General features: G+C 61.0%; 14 protein-coding genes. 7 read left to right on the top strand and 7 right to left on the bottom strand.

The window, feature by feature from the left end; translation table 11 throughout:
* Window positions 1–61 precede the first annotated feature (61 nt).
* Window positions 62–1,384 carry an aspartate aminotransferase family protein gene (locus tag ABHF91_RS10170; RefSeq protein WP_409420184.1) on the top strand — a complete coding sequence of 441 codons (1,323 nt, stop codon included), beginning with the start codon at window positions 62–64 and terminating at the stop codon, window positions 1,382–1,384.
* Between the two features lie 93 nt (window positions 1,385–1,477).
* On the opposite strand, the gene ABHF91_RS10165 is transcribed toward ABHF91_RS10170, so the two are convergent.
* From ABHF91_RS10165 to ABHF91_RS10145, 5 genes are all read right to left on the bottom strand, one after another.
* Window positions 1,478–2,272 (bottom strand): DeoR/GlpR family DNA-binding transcription regulator, encoded by a 795-nt coding sequence (locus ABHF91_RS10165; protein ID WP_409420183.1) that lies wholly within the window; start codon window positions 2,270–2,272, stop codon window positions 1,478–1,480.
* Between the two features lie 182 nt (window positions 2,273–2,454).
* Window positions 2,455–3,264: an ABC transporter permease gene (locus tag ABHF91_RS10160; protein ID WP_409420182.1), complete on the bottom strand. Its 810-nt coding sequence runs from the start codon at window positions 3,262–3,264 to the stop codon at window positions 2,455–2,457.
* 12 nt (window positions 3,265–3,276) lie between these two features.
* On the bottom strand, window positions 3,277–4,146 hold the full coding sequence (locus tag ABHF91_RS10155) for an ABC transporter permease (protein ID WP_409420181.1): 870 nt from the start codon (window positions 4,144–4,146) through the stop codon (window positions 3,277–3,279).
* A gap of 4 nt (window positions 4,147–4,150) precedes the next feature.
* On the bottom strand, window positions 4,151–5,233 hold the full coding sequence (locus ABHF91_RS10150; RefSeq protein WP_409423105.1) for an ABC transporter ATP-binding protein: 1,083 nt from the start codon (window positions 5,231–5,233) through the stop codon (window positions 4,151–4,153).
* Between the two features lie 68 nt (window positions 5,234–5,301).
* Entirely contained in the window at window positions 5,302–6,429 is a 1,128-nt protein-coding gene (locus tag ABHF91_RS10145) for a PotD/PotF family extracellular solute-binding protein (RefSeq protein ID WP_409420180.1), read from the bottom strand.
* A gap of 531 nt (window positions 6,430–6,960) precedes the next feature.
* Here ABHF91_RS10145 and ABHF91_RS10140 point away from each other — a divergent pair.
* The 3 genes from ABHF91_RS10140 (at window position 6,961) to ABHF91_RS10130 (ending at window position 10,338) form a co-directional block, all read left to right on the top strand.
* Complete coding sequence (locus ABHF91_RS10140; protein ID WP_409420179.1) at window positions 6,961–7,968, top strand: phosphotransferase enzyme family protein; 1,008 nt, start codon at window positions 6,961–6,963, stop codon at window positions 7,966–7,968.
* Between the two features lie 3 nt (window positions 7,969–7,971).
* The gene (gene fabG, locus ABHF91_RS10135; RefSeq protein ID WP_409420178.1) at window positions 7,972–8,757 is read left to right on the top strand and encodes a 3-oxoacyl-ACP reductase FabG; all 786 of its coding nucleotides are present in this window, start codon (window positions 7,972–7,974) and stop codon (window positions 8,755–8,757) included.
* Window positions 8,758–9,084: 327 nt separating this feature from the next.
* Window positions 9,085–10,338, top strand: a complete 1,254-nt coding sequence (locus ABHF91_RS10130) for a DUF1254 domain-containing protein (protein WP_409420177.1) — start codon at window positions 9,085–9,087, stop codon at window positions 10,336–10,338.
* An 89-nt stretch (window positions 10,339–10,427) separates the two neighbouring features.
* Here ABHF91_RS10130 and ABHF91_RS10125 read toward each other — a convergent pair whose 3' ends face one another.
* Window positions 10,428–11,594, bottom strand: coding sequence for an OmpP1/FadL family transporter (locus tag ABHF91_RS10125; protein WP_409420176.1), 1,167 nt, complete (start codon window positions 11,592–11,594; stop codon window positions 10,428–10,430).
* Between the two features lie 270 nt (window positions 11,595–11,864).
* Between ABHF91_RS10125 and ABHF91_RS10120 the strand changes: the two genes are divergently transcribed.
* From ABHF91_RS10120 to ABHF91_RS10110, 3 genes are all read left to right on the top strand, one after another.
* The gene (locus ABHF91_RS10120) at window positions 11,865–12,437 is read left to right on the top strand and encodes an N-acetyltransferase family protein (protein ID WP_409420175.1); all 573 of its coding nucleotides are present in this window, start codon (window positions 11,865–11,867) and stop codon (window positions 12,435–12,437) included.
* 73 nt (window positions 12,438–12,510) lie between these two features.
* A complete protein-coding gene (locus ABHF91_RS10115; protein WP_409420174.1) occupies window positions 12,511–13,137 on the top strand; it encodes a LysE family transporter in 627 nt (208 codons plus the stop codon).
* 17 nt (window positions 13,138–13,154) lie between these two features.
* The gene (locus ABHF91_RS10110; RefSeq protein ID WP_409420173.1) at window positions 13,155–14,111 is read left to right on the top strand and encodes a DUF481 domain-containing protein; all 957 of its coding nucleotides are present in this window, start codon (window positions 13,155–13,157) and stop codon (window positions 14,109–14,111) included.
* Between the two features lie 108 nt (window positions 14,112–14,219).
* Here the strand turns inward: ABHF91_RS10110 and ABHF91_RS10105 are convergent, their stop codons facing one another.
* Window positions 14,220–15,644, bottom strand: a complete 1,425-nt coding sequence (locus ABHF91_RS10105; RefSeq protein WP_409420172.1) for a carbon starvation protein A — start codon at window positions 15,642–15,644, stop codon at window positions 14,220–14,222.
* Window positions 15,645–15,747 lie beyond the last annotated feature (103 nt).

Raw genomic sequence — 15,747 nt, 5'->3', positions numbered from 1 at the left:
GCCCGGGTTGAGTGTTGTAATTGCAACATGTCAGTTGGCAAGAAACACATTGGAGACATGAATGAAGCCGATCTTGTCGCTTAACGCATTTGACCCCCAGCAGACCGATGCGCTGGATCCCCATATCAAGGGGGAGGCCCTGCGGCGTCAGCGGCTGTTTGGTGCCGCCTCGGTGCTGTTTTATCGGGAACCACTGGAGATTGCCCGGGGAGAGGGCTGCTGGTTGATGGATGTTCGTGGAGAGCGCTATCTGGATTGTTACAACAATGTGCCCAGCGTCGGCCATGGACATCCTCGAGTGGCTGAGGCCGTTTACCAGCAGCTTAAGCGGGTCAATACCCACACGCGTTATCTGCATTCGCTGGTCAACGATTATGCCGAGCGGCTGTTGGCGACCTTTCCCGCCTCCCTGAGCAATATCACTTTCACCTGCACTGGCAGTGAGAGCAACGATCTGGCGCTGCGCCAGGCGTTCAGTTTCACCGGCCGGCGCGGGGTGATCGTCACCGAAGGGGCGTACCATGGCAATTCAGATCTGGTGACTGCGGTCTCTCCCAGCTCGTTTCGGCGTGGTCAGCCACCCCGCTGGGTGAAGACCATTCCGGCTCCGGATCCCCTGCATGTCCCTGCCACGCAGCAGGCCGAGGTGTTCGACAGTGCGGTGGCGGCGGCCATCCAGGCATTGGAGCAGGAGGGCTTCGGTGTGGCTGCCCTGCTGTTTGACAGTATCTTCTCCAGCGATGGTGTCTATGCGGATCCGGCGGGCTTTATCGCGCCGGCCGTGGAGCGGGTGCGGCGGCACGGCGGCCTGTTCATCTGTGATGAGGTGCAGCCTGGTTTTGGTCGTACCGGGCGGATGTGGGGCTTCGAACGGCATGGTGTCATTCCGGATCTGGTCACCCTGGGTAAACCCATGGGCAATGGCTTTCCTCTGGCCGGCGTGGTGACCCGCCCGGCGATTCTGGAGCGATTCTGTCAGGAGGTCGGCTACTTCAACACCTTCGGTGGATCACCTGCGGCGGCGGCAGCAGGCATGGCAGTACTGGATGCGCTCGAGCAGGAGCAGTTGATCCAACGTGCCCAGCAAAGTGGTGACTATCTGAGGGTGGCCATCACCCGTCTGCAAGCCAGCCACGGGGGCATAGGTGCGGTGCGCGGCGTCGGGCTATTCACCGGGGTCGAGCTGCTGGATGAGGCCGGTCAACCCGATGAGTCCCTCGCCACCGCCGTCATCAACGGGCTGCGCGACGAGAAGGTGCTGATCGGTGCCGCTGGGCCCCATGCCAATGTCCTCAAGGTTCGCCCCCCCCTGTGCTTTGGCACAGTAGAGGCGGATTTCTTTGTCCAGGCCTTGGCCAAGTCGCTGCAACGTCTGGGGCGCTGATAGCACCGAGCGTGGGAGGGCCATGGCTCAAAGTAAAAAGCCACCAGGGATCCTGGTGGCTTTTTACTGTATGTCTGATCTTGTGACGGGCAGCTAGGACTGCAGGCTGGTTCCCCATTCGTCTCGTGCTACCACGACCTCAGTGCCAGCAAGCTTGATGGCACTGAGCAGCTCCTCGTCGGCGGGATGTTGATCGGTAACCAGCCGGGTGATGCCATGCCAGCCGCTGTAGACGCTGATGGCCACATGGGCAAACTTGGAGTGGTCCGCCACCACACTGACTTCCCGAGCCCGGGTGACCATGGCTTGGTAGGTACAGGCAATTTCTAGGTCGGCATTGCTGAGCCCTTCGCCGGCCAGACCGGAAGCCCCCACTATGGTGTGATTGGCATAGATCTTCTGCAGGTAGAGCACGGTTTCCGGCCCGTAAACACAGCACTCCTTGTCGTTGTAACGCCCGGGCAGCAGGTTTACCGAGATGGTGGGATTGGGGGAGACCAGACTGGCGATGGTCAGCGAGTCGGTGAACAGCGTCAGATCGTGTTTCTCCGCCGCCAGCCGGCGAGCCAGGTGGTTGGTGGTGGAGCCGCTGCCCAGGATCAGCACGTCACCATGCTTGATATAGCCGGCCATGCGTTTGGCGATGAGTTCCCGTTGTCGAGAGAACAGACGATCCCGCTCGCGGATCTCCGGTTCCGGCCCCAGGGGACGGGCGGCCCCGCCATAGGTACGGCTGATGAGACCCTGGGGCTCCATCTCGTCCAGATCCCGTCGTATGGTTTCAGTCGAGACACTAAACTTCACCGCCAGCTCAGAGGCGCGGATGGTGGGCTGGGCCTGCAATTCGGCGATGATTTGTTTTTGTCGTTCTGCCTTGGATAGTTTCACGCTCTGTTTCCTGCTGCTCGACCTGCTGTCCTCATCGAGCTGGGCAGGATCCAGTTAATTGAGCCTGCTGCCGGGATTGGCCGACACAGGGCGGCAATCCAGGGGCCGATAAGGAGCCAAAAAATTCGGAAAATTATGGCATGGGGGCCCTGGATCTCCAAATGTGCCCCTAGGGTGGGGCGTTATTGTTGTCGGCGGCGTCGGTTTACCAGCCAGATGAGGCCGGCGCCGAGGGCCATGACGGCGGCGGCACCCAGGGTGCTCATGGTGCCCAGGGTGGGAACCATGGGGGAATAGCCCGCGCCCATCTTGCTGTAGAGCCATTTGGGGATAGTGTTATCCACGCCGGAGGTGTAGAGAGACAAGGGGAAGTTCCCCCAGGAGAGTAGGAAGGCGAACAGCATGCCGGACCAGATCCCGGGCCACAACAGGGGCAGGGTGATCTGGGTGCAGATCTGCCAGCGATTGGCCCCCAGATCTCGCGCCGCCAGCTCCAGGGTGGGATCGAAGCCGTAAACCTGAATGGCAATCACCAGGGTCACCACAGGAGTGATCCACACTAGGTGGGCAAATACCGCGGTGAGCCAGGAGAGCTGGATACCCAGGGCGTTGAACCACAGCAGCAGTGCCAGGCCCAACACCGGCTGGGGGAAGAAGATTGGTAGCAGCACCAGCTTCTGGAAGCCCTTGCGCCCTGTCCAGTCGTAGCGGGCGAAGGCCAAGGCCCCGAAGAAGGCGATCAGGGTGCTGAGCAGGGTCACCAGCAGGGCAATCTTCAGGGAGTTGTTGGTGATCACACCGATCTCCATGGAGTCGGCGGTTTTTTCCCACCAGAGGGTGGACCAGGCTCTCACCGGAAACATGAAGTAGCGTGATTTGGCCAGGGAGGAGAGGGCGTCACACAGCACCGGCAGGTAGGTGAACAGCAGGATGAACAGGGTCCAGCCATAGATAAACCACCGGTTTAAGCGTTGATGTCTTGCAGCATCCATGAGGGCAATCCTTTACTTGCGGCCCAGAACCTTATCCAGGTCCAGGCGGGTGAAGGCCAGCAACGTCAGCACCCCGATCACCAGGGTCAATACCACGGCCAGGGCGGAACCGAAGGGCCAGTTCTGGGAGTAGGTGAAGGCCGTGTCAATGTCGTGGGTGATGACGATGATGGATTGTCCACCCAGTATCTTGGCCTCTGACAGGGAGCCGGTGGCCAGTACGAAGGTCAGCAGCATGCCGATGAGCATGCCGGGCATGGCCAGGGGCAGTTCCACCTCACGCCATGTCTGCCACCGGCTGGCGCCCAGATCACGGGCCGCAGTGAGCAGATCTTGGGGCAGCAGGGCGATACCCAGTACCAGGGGAAACAGCATGTAGGGCAGGAAGGTGTAGATCAGGCCGAACAGGGTGATCTGGCCGGTGAACAGTACCTCGGGTCCCTGGCCACCCATCAACTTGGCCAGGCCGTCCAGCACGCCGTGCTTCATGAAGAACAGCACCCAGCCGTACAGGCGGACGTTCTCTGAGACAAACAGCGGGAAGACAAACAACACGCTGATGAGTGAGGAGAGGCGGGGCCCGAATACCCGCACCATGCCTACCGCCACCGGATAGCAGATCACCGCCAGGCTGGCCGTGGCGAGGGCGGCCAGGCAGAGTGACCAGGCGTAGGACTTCCACACGCTGCCTTGCAGCATCTCGAGATAGTTGTCCCAGCTGAAGCTGGTAAACAGGTCGAAGGAGCGCGGCGTGGCAAACGAGAAGCCCAGCACCGCAATCAATGGGGCGGCAAAGCCCAGAAGCAGCAGCAAATAGACCGGCAAGGCGCAGCGGCCGCCGAGGCTGCACAGCGCACGTCGTACAGGTGAACAGATCTTCATGATGTTACTCCGTGACAAACACGGCGTCGGCCGCATTCCAGCCCAAGCGAAGGGTCGATCCGATCGTCACCTCAGACAGGCTGCCATGGGGCAACTCCAGGGAGATGGGGTGGTGCTGGAACACCAGCTCGTATTGGTCACGGGCACCCATCTCGAATTTGTCCTGCACCTGGCAGTCAATCACGTTATCCGGCATGGGGCCGTCGGGCAGGACCACCTGCATCCTCTCCGGCCGGACCATGACAAAGCCTTCCAGCTCCTTATCCTTGGGCACCAGGGTCAGGGAAACTCCAGGTAAGGCCTTGGACTCCCAGCCCCCGCCGGGCAGGGCTCGCACGTCAAAGATGTTGGTATCCCCCATGAACTCGGCGACAAACCGATTGCGTGGTCGCATGTAGATGTCTTCCGGGGTGCCCACCTGCACCAGCTCACCCCGGCACATGACGCCGATGCGATCGGACATGAACATGGCTTCTTCTAGAGAGTGGGTGATGTAGATGAAGGTCTTGCCGGACTGCCGATGCAGTTCCTTGAGCTCCTTCTGCAATGTCTTGCGCAGCTTGGCATCGATGGCCGACAGGGGTTCGTCGAATAAGAGTATCTCGGGGTCATAGGCGAAGGCGCGGGCTATGGCTACCCGCTGGCGTTCGCCGCCGGAGCACTTCATCACGCTCTTGCCGTAGTAGTCTTCTGGCAGACGCACCATGGCCATCAGCCGGTGGGCCGTCTCTTGGCGCTGTTCCGGCGATTCACCACGCATTTTCATTGGAAATTCGATGTTCTGGCCCACCGTCATGTGGGGAAACAGGGCCAGGAACTGGAACACCATGCAGGTGGGGCGCTGATCCGCTGCCAAGCTGTTGATGCTTTGCCCGTTGAGTACAATGTCACCACGGGTTGGTTGATCCATGCCCGCCAACATTTTGAGCATGGTGGTCTTGCCTGATCCTGATGGGCCAACAATGGTAAAAAACTCGTTCTGCTTGATCCTCAGGTTGACGGATTTGACCGCCTGAAAACCCTCGAATGAGCGCTCGACGTTGACCAGGTCAAGAATGCTTTTGTATCCACTACCTCTGGTGTCCATCTCTTTGGGTTCCATCTTCACATTTCATGGCGGCAATAGGGGGCAGAGGCGGCTCTGCCCCGTCGGGATTAGCGTTGGCGCTTGGCTTCCGTCATCAGGTCATGGGCCTTCTCATAGTCGGGGACTATGTCGTAGGCCATTGATCGGCTCATTTCTTCTTCAAGGGAGTCCCACTGAATGGCGTTCAGATCGTCCTTGGAGAACAGCTTGAGGCACTCGGGATTGCCCATCTGGGCCACCGGGTTGTAGGTGCCTTCGGCGAAGGCCACCTGACGGGCTACCTGAGGTTGTTGAACGTAGGCCAGGAAGTCCTCGGCCAGCGGGCTGGGGGTGGGGTTGTTCACCAAAGAGGTGACCTCCACCCACATGACAGCCCCCTTGAGGGGCGAGATGGCGCGAATATTGTCGTAGCCTTCGGCGCGGGCCAGAGAGGCCGTGTAGGTTCCACCGGAGAGATAACAGTCGATTTCGCCGGTCACCAGGGCCTGGTTCATGGCCGCCACATCCCCCACCAGTTTGGCTCCCTTGAAGACCTTGACGGCCGTTTCACTAAAGGTCTGCAGCTCGGCATCGGTGTGCATCTTGAAGGGATCGATGCCGGCGATGAGGAAAATGTCGAATACGTTCCAGTCGTCGGACTCCTGAATGCCGTAACGACCATTCATGGCCTTGTCATTCCACAGATCCCAGCCTTCCTGCTCGGCCATCTTGCGGCTGATCTTGTCGGTGTTGACGACGAAGTTGAAGGGACCGAAACGCTGCACCATGCCCAGCAGATCCTGACCGTCATCGCTCATGGCCCAAGAATAGGGGGGCTTGAAGATGGGCAACATCTTGTCGAAATAGGGCTCAAACTTGGCGCGATCCAGGGGTTTGATCAGGTGCTCAGGCCAGAGGATCTTGCGCGCCCAGGGGTTGTTGACGTTGATGAGATCCCAGATCTTATTTTCGCCGGCCCGTAATCGGTTAATCATGGTGGGGTCATTGGTGGCCGATTCGGCCTTCACATCGGCTCCGCGCAGCTTGCGGTAAGGATCCAGCACATCGGCCGAGTTGTAGCCTTCCCAGCACAGTATGTTGAGATTTTTCTCCCGACCGGCGGCCAGGGCCTGTCTGGACAGGCCGAAGGGGGTGGCGGCGGCCAGGGCACCAGCACCCAGCAGCTTCATCATCGAGCGGCGACTCATTGGGTTCATTGTATTCCTCCAGGACATGATGACGTGACGGTATGTGGGGCAACTACCCAGCCAGGTAGTGCAGACATACACCCATCCTTGTTTCCAAACGGCATGACAGACAGGGTCTCAGGAATGCCCTGTCAACGGTGATTCCCCTTCGCTCGCTGTTCGCTAGTGTGATAGCCCGTCCCAGCCGGCGCTGGGTGAACAGCACACTGACGACCGCAGGTGGCGATGTGGCTCACGTCATTGCCAACTTACTACACGGGTGTGTGAGATACAACATTGAATCTGTGACATGCAACGTTGGTGTTGCGTCGCGGGGCGTTGCCTTGAGTAGCATCAAATTATGTGCAATAGCATGATATTAAATGGTATTTAATTTTGTTTGTTGCGGTTTTACGCTGATTTTTAAGAGTGGCAGCTTAATAAAGCAGCCAGTGTTGCGTTGAAAAAGGAGTGACCTTAAACATAAATGGTCTTAGGATGATGGCGAATCAACACTGGATGCATGTTGTGCCACATTTCGTGGCTGGTAAGGGAGGCGACATGGCACAGGAATACTCACCCGAGGTTGTGGCCGGATTGACTCGCATGCTGGGGGAGGCCCTGCCGAGCTGGGGTGTGCAACCAGCGGCAGAGATCAGGCTGTTAAACCTGTCGGAAAATGCCACCTTCGGGGTGGCGGATCTGATCATCCGGGTACAGCGGCAGGGCTACTCATCCTTAAGCGAAATTCGGTCCGAGTTGGCCTGGATCCAAGCGCTAGTGGAGGAAGGGATCATTCAGACCGCCCGGCCGGTGTCGTCGGTCTCGGGTGACATGGTGGTGCAGTTGGGAGCGGGAACGCCGCAGGCCCGTTATGCGGTGGCCTTTACCCGCCTGCCTGGTCAAGAGCCAGCGCCTGGCGAGGCGTTGCCCCATTGGTTCGAGGTGATTGGCGGGATCACGGCCCGGATGCATCGGCATGCCCGTGGCTGGCGTCGGCCTGATTGGTTTACCCGCAAGCTGTGGAATGTGGCCACCATGGTGGGCGAGCAACCCCACTGGGGACCCTGGCAGGCCAGCATGGGGCTGACGCCCGAGGGGGCGGCGATCATCACCCAGACCCTGTTGCAAGTGACACAGCAACTCGCCGACTATGGCGAGGGAGCACAGGTGTTTGGCTTGGTCCATGCCGATCTGCGTTTGGCCAACCTGCTGCTGGACGATGACCGCCTGCAATTGATCGACTTTGATGACTGTGGTTTTAGCTGGTATCTGTACGACTTTGCCGCCTCCTTAAGTTTCATCGAACATCTGCCTGAGGCGCCGGCACTGCTGCAGGCCTGGATCCGCGGCTACGGCGCCATTGAACCCCTGAGTGAGCTGGATTTGGCCATCTTGCCGGTGCTTTCCATTCTGCGCCGCATTCTGCTCACGGCCTGGCTTGCGTCCCATGCTGAGATCCCCTTCGCCATGGAGATGGGGGAGCAGTTCACCTTCGATACCGTATCTCTGTGCCGGCAGTTCCTGTCCGGTACCTATCTATCAGCGACAGACACTAACGAGGGCTAGGCGATGTTCAATTCGTTAAAGGGCAAGACGGTGATCGTCACCGGGGGAAGCAAGGGGATTGGCAAGGGGATAGCGCTGCGCTTTGGTCAGGTGGGCTGCAACCTGGTGGTGGTGTCACGCAATCTGGAGGAGGCCCAGGCCACGGCAGCCCTGGTGGCGGAGCAGGGTACCCAGGCCATTGGTGTGGCAGCGGATGTGCGTCGTCGCAGCGACATGGATGCCGTCGCACAGCAGGCCATGGCCGCCTTTGGGCGGATCGATATTCTCTGTGCCAATGCCGGCATCTTTCCTTCCGCCGCCCTGGCGGACATGACCGAGGAGGATTACGACCTGGTGATGGATACCAACGTCAAGGGGATGTTCATGGCGGTGACCGCCTGTCTGCCCTATATGAAGCAGCAGATGCAGGGGCGCATCATACTGACCTCGTCCATCACCGGACCCATAACCGGCTTTCCCGGCTGGTCTCACTATGGCGCCAGCAAGGCGGCACAACTGGGTTTCATGCGTACGGCCGCCATCGAGTTGGCGCCCTGGAAGATCACCGTGAATGCCGTCTCACCTGGGAACATCATGACAGAGGGGCTCGATGGGATGGGTGATGAGTATATTCGTCAGATGGCCGCCAGCGTGCCGCTGGGCTACCTCGGGGAGCCGGTGGACATCGCCAACGGTGCTCTGTTTTTCGCCACCGACGAGGCGCGGTACATGACCGGCCAGAATCTGGTGATTGATGGAGGTCAGATCCTGCCGGAATCGCTCAGCGCCTTGGAGGCCATGCAGGGGTAGCGCTTTGGCAACAATATCGACGAAACGGCGGTGAAGTGCTCACCGCCGACTTAAGCCCCCCTTTGGCTACCGGCTAAAGCAACCCTCCAAGGCCTACCCGACAGGCTACCCCGTGAGCCGGACCACCTCAGCCTTGCAGGCGTCGGCACCATCAAAAAAGTCATGTGACGCAGGCCCGCGTCGGTGACAGACTTCTTGAGTTGAGGTGCATTAGGGCCTCACGGTGTCACACCCAGTTCCTTCGAATTGCCGATTGATTGGCTGAACTTCCCCTGTTGGAGAGAGCTATGAAAAAAATTTATTTTGGCAGTGTCGTTATGTGCCGTTGTGCTGCCCGCGTCTGCAAAAATATCCGATGAGCTGGCCAAGGAGGCCTTCATCTATGCCTATTCCATGGACGAGGCTTACAAGTTTTTCTACGAAACCGCCAACAAGAAAGAGGTGCCGTTAAACCGCTTCCAAAATATCCGGCACATCGCCGACGACACCTACACCTCCCATCCGACCATCAACAACGACACCCTGCACCTGCAGGGCTGGCTGGATGTGAGCGCCGAGCCCGTGATCGTCAGCGTGCCGGACATGGATAAGGGGCGCTACTGGATACTGCACACCATGGACATGGGGCATTACACCACCTCCATGATAGGTTCCCGCCTGCGGGGCGAGCAGGGTGGACGCTTCATGTTTGCCTTGGACAGCTGGCAGGGGGAGGTGCCGGCCAGCGTCAACGAGGTGATCCGGGTGGATTCAAACTTTCTCAAGCTGATGGGCCGCATCATGGCCACCGGGAAAGAGGATGAGCAGGTTGCCCTCAATTACATGGATCAGTGGAACATCCGTACCCTATCCGCCTACCTGGGGGGGCCGGGGCCCAAGCCCAAGGTCCATCACTGGCCGGATCCGGCCAAGACCAACTGGCTGCAACGGGTGAACTTTGTGCTGTGTGAAGGCGACATGGGCACGGCGGACAAGCAGTGGCTGGCTAAGTACCTGGCGATTGGGCTGGCCCCCTGTGCCGAGAAATTTACCAGCGCCCAGCTGGCCGCCGCCAAGACCGGGGAGCAGCTCGGCATGGCGTATCTGGCCGAGCTGGCGCCCAAGATGACGAATTCTGAGAAGTTGCTTGGCACCCGGGAGCAGTTACAGAACGGCCAGCGGGATCTGTTTGCCGAGGGCACCTTCCTTGGCCAGTGGGGCCTGCCGCCGGAAGAGTCCGTCTACCTGCAGGCGGTGACGGGAGCCGATGGCAAGAACATCAATGGCGCCAACGGCAAGCAGTACCGCATGCACTTCAAGGCGCCCAACGTGAGTCAATTCTGGTCCTTCACCGTGTATGGGTCGGATAACAAGCTGATGGCGCACAACGAGATCAACCGGCACAGCCGGGGTGATAGAACCCTCAAACCCGGGGCCGATGGCATGTACACCATCGAATTGAGCGCCAAGGGCGATGCCAATGATCCCAACTGGCTGCCGATCCCGGAGAAGGATGCCTACATCATCTTGCGCATGTATGGACCGGACCAGGCCATCCGCGAAGGCAAATACACCTTCCCGTCCCTGGAGGTGATGAAGTAAGCCCGGCGCTGCTGCCCGCTGCATAGAAAAAGCCCTAGGGATGTCCTAGGGCTTTTTTGTCGGTGGTCGGCGCGGCACCGGGCTGAACGCTAGGACTTATGGCCGTAGCTGATGGCGATAAAGTACAGGGTGGAGGGGTTGTAATGGCCGCCCAGCAGATTGCCCTGCACGGTGGAACCATCCACCTGGGCCAGCTCCAGCGCTATGCCCAGGGAGTTGTGGTCGTCGAATGTATAGCGCCCGCCGACGCCCAGGCGCACGGTATCGCCGGAGGGCATGGCCAGCAGGGCATTGTCCTGATCCTTGTAGATGCTGCTGTCGAAGGCCACGCCCATGTTGAGGGTCCAGCGGGGTTCGATGTGGTTCTGCAGTCCCAGGGCCAGGTGCCAGGTGTCATGCAGCAGATCCGTGCTGGGCTTGCTGTATTCGCCGATCCAGACCTGGTTCTTGTTATACACGGACCAGTCCTGCCAGCCGAGATTGGCCAGCAGATCCACCCGGGGGGAGACGCTGTAGACGCCGCTGAGCATCAGCTGTTGCGGGGCGACTACCTTGCCGGACAGGGGCAGATCCTGTATCGCCTCACTGAGCCCGGTGTCGGCGAAGCGATAGGTGACGTGACTGCTGTAGGCCAGCCCCAGGCGTAGATCCGCCCTAGGCTGATAGAGCAGCCCCAGCTTGTAGCCCGGCGCCCAGTCGGTATCGCTGATGTCCAGTCCACTGTCCTTGGCGCCCTTGAGGGCGAAGATACCGTAATTGGCGGTGAGTCCCAGCCCCACGGACCAGGCGTCATTGAGACGGTAGGCCACGCTGGGCTGCAGGCTCATGGCCATCAGGGTGCAGTCTTTCAAGATGTCGCTGCCGCTCCAGTCGCCGAAGTCCAGGGAGAGGCCGAAGTTGCCGTACAGGCCCAGGCCGACGTTCCAGCGGTCATCCAGGCTGTGACTGTAAAAGGCGCTGCCGCCGGGAAACCAGCCGATGATGCTATCGCTGGGGCTGTCGAGATTGCCATTGGCCATCTGGTAGTGGGTGTCACCGTACAGGCCCTGTAATCCCAGGGTAGTGACATCGCCGGCTAGCCGGGTCATGCCCGCCGGGTTGGTGGCGATGGTGGCAGCATCCTGGGCGCGGGCGGCACTGCCCGCGCTGGCGAGCCCCACATCGTCGGTCCCCAGCTCATACAGGTAGAGGCCGGCGGCGGGACAGTAGCAGGGCAGTAGGAGGCCGATGAGGGCCAGTGAGCGTAATGGGGCCATGTGTCTCTCCTTGTTGGGTGAGCACGGCACCGTGGCGGCCGGTGAGCCGGGCGTCGACGGGGTCGCGCGCATATCGCTCCGAGGGCAGTTGGCTCGTCCGGCTGGCCAGCATCAGTTCCATTTTACTCCCTCGGTGTCGACTGTTGCCAGCGGGCACATCATCCGGCAATGCCAGGTGAACCGCGGGGGATCCTTGACGGGGCGGCGAGAATGCCCTAGAGCTGGAAAGGGCGACAGAAAAGGGCCGGTTAGCGCGAGTTGGGAGGGACCATGGGGATCCGCATTACACCCTTGAGTGTGACTGGCGTTGACGCCTGGTTGGCGTTTTTTGATACCCGGGCGTTTAGCGATAATCCGGGCTGGGCCGGTTGCTACTGCACCTATTTTTTTCGGCCTCGCCCAAAGGAGGCCGTCGGGGCCGGGCGACGGCGGCGGGACTACGCCCGCTGGCTCATGGACAGCGGGCGGCTGCAAGGGTATCTGGCTTGGCATGAGGACCAGGTGGTGGGTTGGTGCAATGCCAATCGCAAGTCCGCCTTTACCGCGCTGGCCGCCGGTTCGTCGGCAGATCCTGTGCTGGCCATCACCTGTTTTATGGTGGATCCCGCCTGGCGCGGCCAGGGCATTGCCGATGGGCTGCTGACCCAGGTGCTGGAGGATGCCCGGGGGCAAGACTGGTGGTGGGCGGAGGCCTACCCCAATCCCCGCGCCCGCTCGGCGGCCGGCAAATTCCATGGCTCAGTGGCCCTGTTCGCACGGCATGGCTTCGCCGCCGTGCGTCACGGCAGCAGCCTGTTGATGTGTCTGCCCCTGTCCCGGACGCCGGGAGCCATGGCGCGCTGAACGCCAGTGACACTTGCCCCTTGCCCGGTGTCGTCCGCTGGCGTTTAATGCGGCTTTAACAAGGAGGTGCGACATGGCACTGGATATGTGGCTGGCGTTTTTTGCCGCCTGTTGGGTCATCAGCTTATCCCCTGGCGCGGGGGCCATTTCCTCCATGTCCAGCGGGCTGCAGGTGGGGGTATGGCGCGGTTACTGGAATATCGTCGGGCTGCAGCTGGCCCTGGCGGTACAGATCCTGATCGTGGCCGCCGGGGTAGGGGCCGTGCTGGTGGCCTCGGAGCTGGCGTTCAACCTCATCAAGTGGTTCGGCGTCCTCTATCTCATCTATTTGGCCTACCGCCAGTGGCGCCAGGCACCCCAGACCATCAAGGCCCAGTCGGATCCGGTGCAGATCCGCGGTCGCGCCCTGCTGGTCAAGGGCTTTCTGGTCAACATCAGCAATCCCAAGGCCATCGTCTTCATGCTGGCGGTGCTGCCCCAGTTCATCGATCCCAGCGCGCCCCTGGTGCCCCAGTACGGCCTGATGCTGCTCACCATGATCAGCGTGGATGTGGTGGTGATGACGGGCTATACCTGCCTGGCCGCCAAGGTGCTGCAGCTGCTGCGTACCCCGCGGCAGCAGCGGTTGCTCAACCGCAGCTTTGCCAGCCTGTTCGTGGGGGCGGCGTCCGTGCTGGCCCTGGTGCATAGGAGCAGCTGAGACGGAGTCCAGTCGTCATGAGTCTGTTGCTGGGGCTGCTGGGGGCGGCCCAGGTCGTGTTGTGGATGGACAACGGCGATCGGCTGAGCGGCCAGATCAAGAAGATCAGCGGCAGCGAGCTGGTGCTGGAGACCGTCTATGGCGGCCAGCTGCGGCTGCCGCGGGCCAATGTCACCCGCTGGCAGGATGAGGCGGGACAATTCAAGGCGCCCGAGGCGCTGGTGGCCGCCACGCCGCCGGCCAAGCCGCAGGCGGATTGGGAGTACAAGCTCGCCGCCGATGCCAGTGCCAAGCTCAAGCGCGGTGAGAGCAGCCGCAACGACATCGATCTAAAGCTGGATACCCAGTTGACCGCCGGCCAATGGCGCTGGGGGCTGACCGGGGATTATGAGTACGACACCTCCGAAGGGGAGACCCTGACCCACAAGTATCAGCTGGTGCCCAAGTTGGACTACTTCTTCCATCCCAACTGGTACTGGCGTGGCTCTGTGGATTACCGCTACGACATGCTGGGCTCCACCTACTTGGAGGTGGACTATGCCACCGGCCCGGGCTATCGCTTCTGGAAGCGCAAGGAGAGCTGGCTGGAGATGAACCTGCAGGCGGGCTGGAGCGCGGTGCGCTGGCGGGGCGACAATGAGGCGCTCTCCTTCCTGTTCCCCGGCCAGCAGGTGGCCTATCCGCTGCTGAGCTGGGGCTGGGATTACCAGCAACCCCTGGGGGACAGCCGCTTCACCCTGTTCAGCCAGGGCAAGTACACCAAATTTCTCCAGCAGCAATCGGACTGGGTGGTGCTGAACCAGCAGGTGGAGGGGGAGTTTGGCCTGCGGTATGCCCTGAGCAAGCACCTGCGGCTCTCCTGGCGCTCCGAGGTGGACTGGAATGACATGTGGCTGAAGGTCGATGGCCAGAAGATCCGTGACGACGACGATCTGGAGTGGCGCCATTACCTGAGCCTGGGCTTTAACTACTGAGGCCTAGTACAGAGGAGTAGTACTGAGGCCTAGTACTGAGGCGTAGACAGGTAAGGTACAAAGACAAAACCCCGCCTCGGCGGGGTTTTGTGTTGCTAGGGGCCAAGCTTAGCGAACCGGCGCCTTGGCGGCCAGGGTGCCGCCGCGGTACTTCAGCAGGAACAGCACAGTGATCACCAGGGTGGCGGCCACGCCAATCAGGGTGGCGGGCAGCATGTCCAGGCCGAAGCCGATGGGGGCATTGGCCAGGTAGGTGATGCACACGGCAGTCATGAAGACGGCGGGGATGGTGCAGATCCAGTGCAGCTTGTCCTCCTTGGCCAGGTAGGCTGCCGCGGCCCACAGCATGATCACGGCGGTGGTCTGGTTGGCCCAGCCGAAGTAGCGCCAGATCACCCCGAAGTCGGCCTTGGAGATGAGGTAGCCCACCACAAACATGGGGATGGCGATGAGCAGTCGCTTGGCGATGGGCTTCTGCGGCATCTTCAAGAACTCGGCGATGATGAGGCGGGCACTGCGGAAGGCGGTGTCGCCGGAGGTGATGGGCAGTATCACGACCCCCAGGATGGCCAGTATGCCCCCCACCTGACCCAGCAGGCCGATGGAGACCTCGTGTACCACGGCGGCCGGACCGCCATTGGCCAGGGTGGCGTTGAGGGCGGCGGGGCTGTCGTAGAAGGAGAGACCCAGGGTACACCAGATGAGGGCGATCACCCCTTCACCTATCATGGCGCCGTAGAAGATGAAGCGGCCGGACTTTTCATTCTGCATGCAGCGCGCCATCAGCGGTGACTGGGTGGCGTGGAAGCCGGACACGGCGCCGCAGGCGATGGTGATAAACAGCAGGGGCCACAGGGGCAGCTCGCTGGGATGCAGGTTGGCCAGGCTGATGCCGGCACTGTACAGCGGCTTGTCGGACAGCAGCATGGCGGCCACCAGTCCCACGGACATGAACAGCAGCAGGGCGCCAAACAGGGGGTAGAGGCGACCGATGATCTTGTCGATGGGCACTATGGTCGCCAGTATGTAGTAGGCGAAGATGGCCAGGATCCAGTAAACGACGCTGCTGCTGGTGAGGCTGGCCAGCAGGCCGGCGGGGCTCAGCACGAACACCACCCCCACCAGCATCAGCAGCAGGACGGCAAACAGGTTCATGAAGTGCTTGGCGGCGGTGCCCAGGTGTTCACCCACCACCACAGGCACGGAGGCGCCCTTGGCGCGCACCGACAGCATGCCGGAGAAGTAGTCGTGGACTGCGCCGGCGAAGATACAGCCAAACACGATCCACAACATGGCCACCGGGCCATACAGGGCGCCCAGGATGGGGCCGAAGATGGGACCCACGCCGGCGATGTTCAGCAGCTGAACCAGGTAGATCTTCTTGTCGGACATGGGCACATAGTCCACCCCATCCGCCATGGTGACCGCCGGGGTAGCCTGTTCCGGCCGGGGCCCGAACACCTTTTCCACGAACTTGCCGTAGAAGAAATAGCCTGCCAGCAACAGGCCGACAGCGAGTAGGAACCAGCTCATACCTTCACTCCTTGGAACGGTTATCAATCGAAGAGGAGTGTAGGCGGCGCCCCGCGTCCTGGCTGCCCTGGCCGGTTAAGCGGCGCGTTGGCGGCGCCAGCGG

It is taken from the genome of Pseudaeromonas aegiceratis (assembly GCF_046254905.1).
GTDB lineage: Bacteria > Pseudomonadota > Gammaproteobacteria > Enterobacterales > Aeromonadaceae > Pseudaeromonas > Pseudaeromonas aegiceratis.
Note: the sequence above shows the minus strand (reverse complement) of the source record. Positions and strands in the feature narration are given on the sequence as shown.

Coding starts and splice junctions, on each gene's coding strand:
- ABHF91_RS10170 (WP_409420184.1), top strand. CDS start 62: ATGAAGCCGATCTTGTCGCTTAACGCATTTGACCCCCAGCAGACCGAT.
- ABHF91_RS10110 (WP_409420173.1), top strand. CDS start 13,155: ATGAGTCTGTTGCTGGGGCTGCTGGGGGCGGCCCAGGTCGTGTTGTGG.
- ABHF91_RS10155 (WP_409420181.1), bottom strand. CDS start 4,146: ATGAAGATCTGTTCACCTGTACGACGTGCGCTGTGCAGCCTCGGCGGC.
- fabG (WP_409420178.1), top strand. CDS start 7,972: ATGTTCAATTCGTTAAAGGGCAAGACGGTGATCGTCACCGGGGGAAGC.
- ABHF91_RS10115 (WP_409420174.1), top strand. CDS start 12,511: ATGGCACTGGATATGTGGCTGGCGTTTTTTGCCGCCTGTTGGGTCATC.
- ABHF91_RS10160 (WP_409420182.1), bottom strand. CDS start 3,264: ATGGATGCTGCAAGACATCAACGCTTAAACCGGTGGTTTATCTATGGC.
- ABHF91_RS10145 (WP_409420180.1), bottom strand. CDS start 6,429: ATGAACCCAATGAGTCGCCGCTCGATGATGAAGCTGCTGGGTGCTGGT.
- ABHF91_RS10150 (WP_409423105.1), bottom strand. CDS start 5,233: ATGGACACCAGAGGTAGTGGATACAAAAGCATTCTTGACCTGGTCAAC.
- ABHF91_RS10140 (WP_409420179.1), top strand. CDS start 6,961: ATGGCACAGGAATACTCACCCGAGGTTGTGGCCGGATTGACTCGCATG.
- ABHF91_RS10120 (WP_409420175.1), top strand. CDS start 11,865: ATGGGGATCCGCATTACACCCTTGAGTGTGACTGGCGTTGACGCCTGG.
- ABHF91_RS10105 (WP_409420172.1), bottom strand. CDS start 15,644: ATGAGCTGGTTCCTACTCGCTGTCGGCCTGTTGCTGGCAGGCTATTTC.
- ABHF91_RS10125 (WP_409420176.1), bottom strand. CDS start 11,594: ATGGCCCCATTACGCTCACTGGCCCTCATCGGCCTCCTACTGCCCTGC.